Here is a 9,227-nt window from a genome sequence, read left to right as displayed (position 1 = left end):
GGGTGAATCGTTAAGAAAAGGAAAATTAAAAAACCAATAATAATAAAATTTAACTATAATTGCAGTATCTCTCAAAGTGGCACCATTTGACCGAAATAGGTGGCACGGTCACTCCGAAATAGCCACAGAAAATCAAACCACTACTGGCGCAAATCAAAACGTGGATCGAACAGGAACAGTTTAATGTACTACCCAAAAGTCCTATCGGCAAGGCAATGACATATTTTATCAATCAATACCCAAAATTGGAAGCAATCTTTGAAGATGGACGTATCGAACTGGATAATAACCTAATCGAAAATGCGATCCGACCTATGGCAATCGGCAGAAAGAATTATCTGTTCTGTGGATCTCATAAGGCAGCGCAGAATGCCGCTATGTTATATTCCTTTTTCGGTAGCTGTAAAATGCAAAAAATCAATCCCAGAGAATGGTTAGAGGATACCCTAAAACGTATCCCAGATCATAGTATACAAAAACTAGATGAACTACTGCCTGGATATCAAGAAAATATTACATTGTAGTTGCTCGGATGCTTACTACAATTCTTATAAGTATTGAGATCAATTATTCTGGATCAAGCTGACCCCTGGATTGGATTTGTTGAATTCCGGAGCATATTGCCCCCTTAAGTTATTTGATTTTGGTTTTACTTGATCGTTTTATTGAACTTTATGATCTCTTAAAATTAAAGCAATTCCAGTAATTAGAAGAATTGGTCCCGAAATAAGTAAATAATATAGTCTAGGCCAGTGCAATATTTTAAATAATATTCCTAAGAGAAATAGTATCCCTCCGAATATTATAAGTATTAATGAAACAACTTTAACTTTGGTCATCGGTTAATTGAATTTTTTATTAATTAATTTTTTAGCAAATTCTCTCACTCCTCTATCAGTTGGTGTTACATAATATTCTCCTCGAGATTTCGAATTAATTTCTTTAGCTATAACTTCTGCTCCGTATTTTTCTAGATTAGACAAAATAGTTTCAGCGAGTCTTCTAAAAACTCTATACTGTTCATATTCAAAATTTAGATCTTCCATCGGTTTATTGAACTTTTTTAATGTTTTTCTAATTATCTACTGAACAATCATAATTTCTAAATGAAGCTAATAAGCGATTCCACTTATAATTCTCTTTTAGCTGTAAAAAAAGTTCTACACTAGCAATTGGTTTTTTGCAAGTAGGAAAATATTTTTTAAGAGCCTCGAATACTTCTTTTTTTTCTTTCGTCTCCAGAGAACCTTTTAATAGTTTATTTTTATTTTTATCAAAAATATAATACGTTGGAGGTGGTCTTTTACTAGTTCGGAATTGTTTTTCGGGAGAATATTCTCTAGTTAAAGTATATTTGGAATTAACTAGAACAATTTCTAACATTTTAAATTTATTCTTCTTGTTGGTTATATTGAATGGTAAGATAAGCCTGTCACCATATACGATTTTTAATATTTTATTGTTTTTTATTTTAAAAAACTCAGGACTTATTGATAAGCCTTTTCTTTCTTTTTCGTATATATAATACTCAACATTATTCCAATTTATATTAACCGTATAAAACTCATCAAGTCTTATTTTTTCACCTTCTATAGTTTCTAAATAATACTCTTTTTCTTGCGAATTTGCAAGAAAACTAATTGATAGATTGAGAAACAATAATATATATATATTCATGATTTAATCGTTTTATTGAACTTTAGATTATTATTTCAATTTCGTCAGCCATATAGCTGTACAAATATATTTTATCAAATTCTGTTTTTATATTCGAGAAATCTATTCTATCATAACAGTGCGTTGAAGCTTTAGTTCCAAAATCAGAAACTAATAATAACCAATTTTCATCAAACCCTTTTGGATAGCGTTTGATGTTTTTCTCTTTATTAGATATCACTTCTCCAAACCATCCCATATTCATTTTTTCGACTCGATATGCTCCAAAATGCTGCCAATTTGCAAAATTCCAAGTATTATCAATGGAAAAATAATTAATAAGTTTAGATACCTTTGATTTTTGTCGCCTAGAGTTTATTCTAAATTTATATTCTTTATTGAATAAATAAATTTCTTCAATTAATTTAAAAACTTCATCAGTATATTTTTCTTCAGCACTTTTTCCTGATTCGAGAATTATATTGTTAAAAGTCAATAAAACATAAAGTTCTTCCGAATATTTATTTTCGAATCTTTTTTGAGCATTTTTAATGATTTTATCTTTGTGTTGTTCAACTTTTTTTAAATCAGGATTTATCAATCTCGTATGTTCAATAGAAACTATTTTTTCTCCGAGATTTACAATAAAATCAGGGGTTTCCGAATCCTCAATTCCATAAACCAATAGTTTAAGTTTTTCATTTGAAACAAATTTCGTCAAATGACGTTTTTCAATTTCTTTTTTTCTATTCAACTTTTTTAATTTTCTATAATATTACTTCAATACACGAAATATGGTAACCTGTTTCCCTCACTATATTTTAGATTTAAAAAGGAGGGTCTTCATCGTCATCAGTATATTCATTTTTTCGAAATCTTGATTGGAATAAACTTGTTGTTTCATCACTTAAAATAAAGCAATATTCATCGCACCACGAGAATAATATATAATTGATATCAAAGTCTGAACCTATATTGTATATTTGATTATTATTACAGACTATTCTAAAAATCTTTTCAATTTGATTCGAAGTAAAATTATTGAAAGAAAACAATCTATTTAAGTTTGTTCTAGCTACTTTAAAACTACCGGAGTCTTCTAATTTATCAATAAGTATATCTTTCTGAAGTTCAGACGCTAATTTAATATCTGGATACTTATCTTTGAAAAATTCCGATAAAGATTTATAGAATATTATATCTGATTTTTTACTTGCTTGCCATTCATTTTCTAAAAACTTATTAAACTGTTTATTGTCTATTTCAGAAAAATAATCTTTATCATCAGATAAAAAGTACAAATCTTCTCCATTTTCTATTGACACTAACAAGCTCTCCCAATTTAATGCATCACCATAAGATTGTTTTTTACCTGGAGGATTTCCTAAATCATACCTTAACTTAGATTTTTCAATAAGATCTTCACTATAGTTAATTGTATTAGCTTGTTCAAAGAGATTTTTGATAACCATATCAGCTTTTAAAGAATAAGATTCAATTGATACTGTAAGCTTATTCAATAATTCTTTTTTATTTTTTTCGTATTCAGAAATAGCTTTTTTCATCTCAGAGTATTCACCGTATTCCTTGCAGAAAACTGGAAAAACATTATTTAGTTTTTCAGCTTTTAATTTCTTCAGCGCATCTGCAATTTTAACCTCTCGATTTCTTTTAAATTCGTTTAGAACCTGTTTTGGGATATATAATTTAATTTTTTCTTCTTTTAGCAGTACAATAAGTTTACTTAATTCCTCCAACTCATCATTGGTAAAATGATAAAATTTAAGATATATATTAGTATCAATAAATAAATTCATTTAAGATCGTTTATTTAGACTTTAAAACTTGTAACGTCTATATGAGTTTCATACAAACCATTTTGACTAATAACTTTTTTAATTTTATATATTTCTTGTTCAGATTTAAATTTTATTTCATTTCCAACTGCACATATTTCTAAATGACTATCTAATGTTTCCTTTCCGTCTATAACTAAACTAATTTGATTTAATTCATCATACTCATTGCAATCAATCCATTTTAAAGGAACCCTCTCATTATCGGTTTCATTTTCCATTAATTTGAATCTCCATATTGTCTTACTCATATCTTAAAATTTTATCGTTTATTTAGACTTTTGGTTCAAGTGTTTCTTATAAGATGTTCTGGTATAAAGAAGACCTTTTCCGTTTCTAGGTTTTGCTCTTTGCTTACCAAAAACATTATCTGGACACCATTCCAAAACACCTTCGGAGTTTTCTTCTAATTCCCACTTGCTTACAAAGTAATCCTCATGTGCAAAATCATCATCACTATTAGAAATAATATTTTTCATTGACTTATGTGAATCATCACTTTTTGGAAATCTATCAATGAGTTCTTCCTCAATGAATTCTTCACCATCGTTAAAAGCTTCCTTATAAAGTCTATATTGTACTACTTGATTGTTCATCGTTTATTCAGACTTTGTTATATATACTTTTTATTTCATTAATAGACTTGCTCCAAGAATTGATAAACTAATTCCATTTTCACTGTCAAAATGAAGATTAATTTGGTAACAATTTTTGTCAAGTTTTGATCCTGAAATCGACTTGCCTTTTGAATTTATAATCCATTCCCTACCTAACCAAAAATCGGTTATTTGTCTTGAGTCTTTTTCTGTCCATTTTCCGTTTCCATTTCTGTCTTTTCCATATTCAATAACTATCGAATCGACAATCTTTGTTAATTTATCTATTGTAGCAGATTTATTATGACTACCCATAATCAAATTGAATGATGAATTTCCTGATAGATCTTTTTTATGCTCAAAATTTCTGATTATTGCATAATCAAACAAGTCAAAATTTTCTGAAGCATCTATTATGTAATCTGTATATTTTTCAGTCTTGTTTGACTTAATTGATTCAGATTCCAAGTCTTGTTCAAATTTTAAGTTTAGAAATTGAATAAAACCTCGCTTTTTTTTAGAAAATATTCCCATTTTAAATTAGGTTAAATTATTTATTGCTTCTTTATTTCTATCAGTTTATTGACCTTTTTTAAAAATTTCCTGACTTAAACTGTTTATGAAAGTCAGACTCATTTTTATGAATTATAATTATTTCTTCGGTTATATTCTCAAATTGATCAGCTGTAATATCAATTATAAAACCTTTATACTCCAGCCAACCATGTGACTGTTTGTCTATCCACCCATTTGTATAACGAATATTTTGGAAACCTTTACATTCTAAAATCCTTTTTAATCTATCTGACGCATTACCACAACAGCCCGAAGGGAAATCTTCACCAAATGGAATTTTGATATTCCCATTGCATATATCCTTTCTAAATTTGGTAGCAATTCTCCTAATATCGCTAAGATCCTTTTCAATTTCCTCAGACATAAGTATCGTTTTTTTGAACTTTAGATTTATTCATAAATAGAAGCTCCCTTTATAATATCCGCAAAGACTTTCCATTGGGCTTCATCAGCATTGATCTCTTGATTTGTGTTCTTGTAATATTGTTGAACATCATCTGAATATCGTATCATAGCTTCTAAAAAATCTTCCATTTTATGATTTTCCCATCGCTCTGGATGCTTTTGATACTCATCTAAAATTACTTTTAGAAAATTAATAAATTCCTTCCTACTATAAATATTGGTCATAAAATATGTAATACCTTGTTTGACAGTGACTTTTTTAACTAATGTTATATTGTAAATCTAGCCATCTTAAATAATACGAATCAGATATACTTTTCTTTATCTTTTCTTTAATATTATTATCCGTTCTTATTTTTTCTGAATTTAAAATAGAGCATAGAACTAAAAACTTAGATAATGGATAAATTTTTTGCTTGTTTTTTGGAAATAAATAAAAATGTAACCTACTATTTGTTGTTTCCAAATTGGAAAAGGTTAATATTTGATTAGCGAGAGTTACTGTATTTGTAATCCCAGAAGATATTTGATTATAAAGTAGTTTTTCGACTTTAACACTATTCGTAATTAGTAATCTAGATAAAATGGCTGTTACTTGTCTCCTTAAGAATGTATCTGTTTGCCATAAATTTTTATATTTTTCTATAAATCTATACAAATCTTCTGGGTGATTATATTTTGCTTTAAACCATAAAACACAGTAAAAATCCGATGATAATTTTCGTTTGAATGAAAAAGCTGTAATCTTACTTTGAAACTTTGATAAAAATTCTTTTGACTTATCGTTAACTGGGATTTCCCAATTAGTAACAAGGCTACACAATTGATAAAGCGATAAATCATCAAAAATATCAATAGTGTCTAGAATTTCTAAAACGACATCTGATGATTTTTTCAAGTATCCAACATTTGATAAATACATAAGTAGATGACTTCTTAAACCAGGATAATCGACATATTTTTCAGTTGTTAAATTCAGTAATGATTTAGATTGAAGTTTACTGTAAGTAGTTATATAGCGTTTTGCAATTTTATCCCAATATTTGGCTCCAGTGTCTTTGAAATGAGCTTTAAATCGTTTATGTAGTTCCGAACATATTTTTTTATAATTAGCATCGGTTTTTTTAGTTTTTTCTATGCTGTCAATATATCTGTTAGATTCTATTTGAAAATGGTAAAAACCTTGGTCTTCATTATAGATATTAGTTTTAGCCAGATTTAAGGCTAATCCTCTTGTTTTGAGCATATCAGAAATTGAACTAATTGTTTCAATAGCTTCTTTTTTAGTTTCTACTCCAATAACAATATCGTCCATCCACCTTGTGAAACTATTGTCAGTTTGTTGTTTGATTACTTCATCTACTTCAAATAAAAATGAGTGAGCTAAAAGTCTAATCCCTTCAATATTAGTAGTCGGAAGTCCTCTTTTTGTATAAGGTAAGTAATCAGGTTTCCAAGCTATTTCTTGAATAATCCTGAATAATAGATCAATAAGAACTTCGTCTATTTGACTATAACTTGTAAATACTTTTCTAAGTTCTTCTAAATCTATACTATCATAATAATTAGATAAATCAGTAACAACAATTAATTCTTTGTCATCTTGAAAATGATAAATTTGCTTTTGTAATTTTTTCCATTGTTGACGCCAAGAAAGTCCATATTCTTTAACTTCGTGCGGAAAAGAAACGTTATGTTTATCTCTAGAATAATAAGCATTTTCAGATGGCTGGTTTGAAAGAATTTTATCTGCTATATTTTCCACTAATGTTTGAAGAACTACGGCATCATTAGGTTGAGGGATTACCAAATGCCTACAGACACCAAACTTCTTTTCAATACGGTATATTAGAGGTTGAGATACTTTGTAAGTTCCGTTTAGGATTTCATTCCTTATGGCTAAAGCCCTTTCCTCAATGTTAAAGTTGAAATCATAATGGTCAAACAAATCCTTTAAATCAAGACTTCTAAGCTGATTTTTGACAATTTTTCTCCAAACCTCGGTCAACTTTTTCTTTTCAAATATTTTTGATAAAGTTTCTTTCCTTAATTTATTGAATCTTTCTGTCTGCATTTATTTTTTCAGCTTGTGGTTAACATAAACGATATATGTCCTTTATATCCCATATATTTTCAATTAGTTTTTATAAATAACATCACACACCTGCAGTAAACTTAATACATGGGGCGGTTATAATTATTTGTTGCTTCTAAATTAACTAAATAAATTTAAAAGACTATTTTTTCCCTTAATAGTTTGTGTATTTTAGGAAATACTAATATGGATATTAAATATTGAAAAGAAGTTTCAAAAGCGAGTATATCCAAATAACATATCAGTTCATTTAAGTGTTAAATCGTAAACTTATAAAATGAACCGATTTATTGAACTTAAGGGACTTCCAGGTAGAATTTATGAGATCCCGCTGGATAGGCGGGATTAATTCAACTTACGGATTTGAGTTCGTCTTACAGACTTCTCAAATTCGAGTTTCATTAAAACCACCACATAAACTGTATCTTTTCCCTTGGATTTGAATGCTCCTTCAGTAGAAGCTTTAATAGCTGAATAGCTAATTAGATTACGTCTTAAATTACCAACTTCTTTCTTGAGCATTTGCCGGAGTTCATCATTTAATACCAACTTTGCATTTTTAGCATTGATTTCTGCAATCTCTGCTCTAGCTCTGTTTTTTCCAGCCCGATCTTTCCATTTTTCGATCTCCTGAAATTGTGCTTGTTGTACTTCCTTAAAGTCTGCGACCTTTTGCCGTTCTGATCTCCAATGAAAGAAAAGGATTCCTAAAAGAATGAGCAAAGCTATAGGCAGTAATTTCCAAATGGTTTTAATAATATCTATGTAGTATGTCATGCTATTTCAATTTGATTTTGATTAGATACTGAGGAATCCTCTACTGCTCCTATAATTTCTTTTGTAAAAATGTTGTATTTGATTCCTGTAATGCCGTATCTGTTTTTGGTAGTGACAGCATAATTATTTCTAAAAGTATCATCCGCTTTGATTACTTCTATATTAATCCCTGCATCAAATAATGGAGCTGTTCCTCCGCGAATAGTTTTCCCTGTGGTACGCTGGAATATGACAATAAAAATGGTATTGGGAAACTGTTTGCGTAATCGATCAAAATCCTGTGATGGCAATCCTGTCTTGTTCCAGCTATCAATAATAATCACATCAAAGCTACCAGTGGCATTAGCTATCGTTTTATAACCATCTGGTAGCTGATCGGCTCTGGAAATACGATTCCTGTTCTGTGGTTTCAGATATTCTTCCCTCATACGGTTGATTAAATCTGATTTACCACCTATTTCTAAAGTAAAAATGGCAACACGGTTTCCCATATCTGCAAAAGCATCTGCCAGTTGATAGGTAAAACGTGTTTTTCCGCCTCCCTGATCTCCCTCAATGGTAATAGCCAGTTCGAACTTTTCTAAATCTCCTAATAATTCTCCCATTGATCCGGGCAATCGAAAGGTGGATGCACCAGTTGTAGTGAGTTGCTGATCAAATGAGGTAAAAAGCACATTCTTTTGGGTAGGGGAAACAGGAAGAGGTTTAACTTGTTGTTTAGAAGCTATGATATCCAGACTACCAATTCCCTGCATAGATGTTTGGGAAACGATCTTTTTTAGCTCTGACTTCCATTTGCTATTGATCATAATCTTTACCTGATCCAATAAGCTCATATTATTGTGCTGCATAATAAGCTTTTCTTGTATCTCTTCTATATGGCTGGCATAAAGATCATTTTTGGTGATTTCTTTATTTGAAACTGCTTGCTGTAGTGTATAGATAAATTCCTTTAGATCATCCTTAGATCGAATAGTCTGATGCATTTTTAAAAAATCCCGAATGCATAAAACAGAAATACTTGCTGTATTCCCATTTATTTCTTCATCAGAAAAAAGATGAGCATTGAGTTGCTCCAGATATAAATCTATCGTTTCTTTAATCTCTGGTTCCTGGAAATAGAATTCCTTCGCTTCCAGAAAGAACAGGTGTCCTTTTTGCAGAATCTCTGGCAATGCTTCTACAGTAAACTTCTGCATTGCATCGTTGTAATTCTCAAATGAAATATGTTGTTTTTCCATTTGGTAATACTACAAATGGGAATGA

Annotated in this window: 13 protein-coding genes; 1 reads left to right on the top strand and 12 read right to left on the bottom strand. The window is 29.7% G+C overall.

The window, feature by feature from the left end:
• Positions 1 to 131: 131 nt before the first annotated feature.
• Positions 132 to 524, top strand: coding sequence for a transposase (locus F0000_RS16340; RefSeq protein WP_255452772.1), 393 nt, complete (start codon positions 132 to 134; stop codon positions 522 to 524).
• Positions 525 to 842: 318 nt separating this feature from the next.
• On the opposite strand, the gene F0000_RS16335 is transcribed toward F0000_RS16340, so the two are convergent.
• From F0000_RS16335 to F0000_RS16280, 12 genes are all read right to left on the bottom strand, one after another.
• Complete coding sequence (locus F0000_RS16335; RefSeq protein ID WP_149625805.1) at positions 843 to 1,046, bottom strand: hypothetical protein; 204 nt, start codon at positions 1,044 to 1,046, stop codon at positions 843 to 845.
• A 28-nt stretch (positions 1,047 to 1,074) separates the two neighbouring features.
• The gene (locus F0000_RS16330; RefSeq protein WP_149625804.1) at positions 1,075 to 1,677 is read right to left on the bottom strand and encodes a hypothetical protein; all 603 of its coding nucleotides are present in this window, start codon (positions 1,675 to 1,677) and stop codon (positions 1,075 to 1,077) included.
• 22 nt (positions 1,678 to 1,699) lie between these two features.
• The gene (locus tag F0000_RS16325) at positions 1,700 to 2,410 is read right to left on the bottom strand and encodes a hypothetical protein (protein ID WP_149625803.1); all 711 of its coding nucleotides are present in this window, start codon (positions 2,408 to 2,410) and stop codon (positions 1,700 to 1,702) included.
• A 73-nt stretch (positions 2,411 to 2,483) separates the two neighbouring features.
• Positions 2,484 to 3,473: a PIN domain-containing protein gene (locus F0000_RS16320; RefSeq protein ID WP_149625802.1), complete on the bottom strand. Its 990-nt coding sequence runs from the start codon at positions 3,471 to 3,473 to the stop codon at positions 2,484 to 2,486.
• Positions 3,474 to 3,487: 14 nt separating this feature from the next.
• Positions 3,488 to 3,763 carry a hypothetical protein gene (locus F0000_RS16315; RefSeq protein WP_149625801.1) on the bottom strand — a complete coding sequence of 92 codons (276 nt, stop codon included), beginning with the start codon at positions 3,761 to 3,763 and terminating at the stop codon, positions 3,488 to 3,490.
• An 18-nt stretch (positions 3,764 to 3,781) separates the two neighbouring features.
• The gene (locus F0000_RS16310) at positions 3,782 to 4,108 is read right to left on the bottom strand and encodes a hypothetical protein (protein ID WP_149625800.1); all 327 of its coding nucleotides are present in this window, start codon (positions 4,106 to 4,108) and stop codon (positions 3,782 to 3,784) included.
• Between the two features lie 30 nt (positions 4,109 to 4,138).
• Entirely contained in the window at positions 4,139 to 4,642 is a 504-nt protein-coding gene (locus tag F0000_RS16305) for a hypothetical protein (protein ID WP_149625799.1), read from the bottom strand.
• A gap of 58 nt (positions 4,643 to 4,700) precedes the next feature.
• Positions 4,701 to 5,048 carry a hypothetical protein gene (locus F0000_RS16300; protein ID WP_149625798.1) on the bottom strand — a complete coding sequence of 116 codons (348 nt, stop codon included), beginning with the start codon at positions 5,046 to 5,048 and terminating at the stop codon, positions 4,701 to 4,703.
• 26 nt (positions 5,049 to 5,074) lie between these two features.
• Positions 5,075 to 5,314: a hypothetical protein gene (locus F0000_RS16295; RefSeq protein ID WP_149625797.1), complete on the bottom strand. Its 240-nt coding sequence runs from the start codon at positions 5,312 to 5,314 to the stop codon at positions 5,075 to 5,077.
• Positions 5,315 to 5,348: 34 nt separating this feature from the next.
• The gene (locus F0000_RS16290) at positions 5,349 to 7,163 is read right to left on the bottom strand and encodes an RNA-directed DNA polymerase (protein ID WP_149625796.1); all 1,815 of its coding nucleotides are present in this window, start codon (positions 7,161 to 7,163) and stop codon (positions 5,349 to 5,351) included.
• A gap of 366 nt (positions 7,164 to 7,529) precedes the next feature.
• On the bottom strand, positions 7,530 to 7,961 hold the full coding sequence (locus F0000_RS16285; protein ID WP_149625795.1) for a hypothetical protein: 432 nt from the start codon (positions 7,959 to 7,961) through the stop codon (positions 7,530 to 7,532).
• The gene (locus F0000_RS16280; protein ID WP_149625794.1) at positions 7,958 to 9,202 is read right to left on the bottom strand and encodes an antirestriction protein; all 1,245 of its coding nucleotides are present in this window, start codon (positions 9,200 to 9,202) and stop codon (positions 7,958 to 7,960) included. The genes F0000_RS16285 and F0000_RS16280 overlap by 4 nt, the downstream gene beginning before the upstream one ends.
• Between the last annotated feature and the right edge of the window lie 25 nt (positions 9,203 to 9,227).

The sequence above is a fragment of the Aquimarina sp. RZ0 genome (genome assembly GCF_008370685.1).
In the GTDB taxonomy this organism is placed as follows: Bacteria; Bacteroidota; Bacteroidia; order Flavobacteriales; family Flavobacteriaceae; genus Aquimarina.
Note: the sequence above shows the minus strand (reverse complement) of the source record. Positions and strands in the feature narration are given on the sequence as shown.

Bases quoted from the DNA above. Each gene is read 5' to 3' on its own strand.
- F0000_RS16320 (WP_149625802.1), bottom strand. From the start codon at position 3,473: ATGAATTTATTTATTGATACTAATATATATCTTAAATTTTATCATTTT.
- F0000_RS16285 (WP_149625795.1), bottom strand. From the start codon at position 7,961: ATGACATACTACATAGATATTATTAAAACCATTTGGAAATTACTGCCT.
- F0000_RS16295 (WP_149625797.1), bottom strand. From the start codon at position 5,314: ATGACCAATATTTATAGTAGGAAGGAATTTATTAATTTTCTAAAAGTA.
- F0000_RS16300 (WP_149625798.1), bottom strand. From the start codon at position 5,048: ATGTCTGAGGAAATTGAAAAGGATCTTAGCGATATTAGGAGAATTGCT.
- F0000_RS16315 (WP_149625801.1), bottom strand. From the start codon at position 3,763: ATGAGTAAGACAATATGGAGATTCAAATTAATGGAAAATGAAACCGAT.
- F0000_RS16330 (WP_149625804.1), bottom strand. From the start codon at position 1,677: ATGAATATATATATATTATTGTTTCTCAATCTATCAATTAGTTTTCTT.
- F0000_RS16310 (WP_149625800.1), bottom strand. From the start codon at position 4,108: ATGAACAATCAAGTAGTACAATATAGACTTTATAAGGAAGCTTTTAAC.
- F0000_RS16290 (WP_149625796.1), bottom strand. From the start codon at position 7,163: ATGCAGACAGAAAGATTCAATAAATTAAGGAAAGAAACTTTATCAAAA.
- F0000_RS16280 (WP_149625794.1), bottom strand. From the start codon at position 9,202: ATGGAAAAACAACATATTTCATTTGAGAATTACAACGATGCAATGCAG.
- F0000_RS16305 (WP_149625799.1), bottom strand. From the start codon at position 4,642: ATGGGAATATTTTCTAAAAAAAAGCGAGGTTTTATTCAATTTCTAAAC.
- F0000_RS16335 (WP_149625805.1), bottom strand. From the start codon at position 1,046: ATGGAAGATCTAAATTTTGAATATGAACAGTATAGAGTTTTTAGAAGA.